Here is an 813-nt window from a genome sequence, read left to right as displayed (position 1 = left end):
GTGCGTGGATTGAAATATAGGTCACGCTGTGACCCTCTACGGTCTCTTGCTTGTCGCACCCTTCGCGGGTGCGTGGATTGAAATAAAGTAGCTATGCACCATATTCCCGACCAGCAGAGGTCGCACCCTTCGCGGGTGCGTGGATTGAAATTTCGTGTAGGTCATCAGTCATACTTCGTCCCCCGCGTCGCACCCTTCGCGGGTGCGTGGATTGAAATTTCTTGCACAGGTCGTCGAAGTAGATAGCAAATAGTCGCACCCTTCGCGGGTGCGTGGATTGAAATTATGCCGGCTGGAACATGACCAACGGCCCGAGTGGGTCGCACCCTTCGCGGGTGCGTGGATTGAAATCCTGATGTAATTGAGGCTTACAAGTTGGCTGATTAGTCGCACCCTTCGCGGGTGCGTGGATTGAAATGTGACACATTTGAAGCCAAACAGTCAGCTTGACCGTCGCACCCTTCGCGGGTGCGTGGATTGAAATGTTACAAGCTGCCTGCCGTATCACGAATTTGGCCGTCGCACCCTTCGCGGGTGCGTGGATTGAAATTTCAGTCTTCATGACATTAAAGAGATAAGACTTGCGTCGCACCCTTCGCGGGTGCGTGGATTGAAATTGTCAGGGTAACTGCCATACGTTCGCGCAGTGGCGTCGCACCCTTCGCGGGTGCGTGGATTGAAATTGTGCTGTGCGCCTTATAGACGTTTAACACAAAGTCGCACCCTTCGCGGGTGCGTGGATTGAAATGGCAATGCCGTTGAAATTGACTTTTCCGATAGCGTCGCACCCTTCGCGGGTGCGTGGATTGAAAT

Annotated in this window: 1 CRISPR repeat array. The window is 53.5% G+C overall.

Going from position 1 to position 813, the window contains the following annotated elements:
- Nucleotides 1-52: 52 nt before the first annotated feature.
- A CRISPR array of direct repeats spans nt 53-813; the repeat unit is 32 nt; unit sequence GTCGCACCCTTCGCGGGTGCGTGGATTGAAAT.

It is taken from the genome of Streptococcus sp. DD11, assembly GCF_001578865.1.
Taxonomy (GTDB): Bacteria; Bacillota; Bacilli; order Lactobacillales; family Streptococcaceae; genus Streptococcus; species Streptococcus panodentis.
The sequence above is the reverse complement of the archived record's forward strand: the minus strand, read 5'-3'. Positions and strand labels throughout refer to the sequence as shown.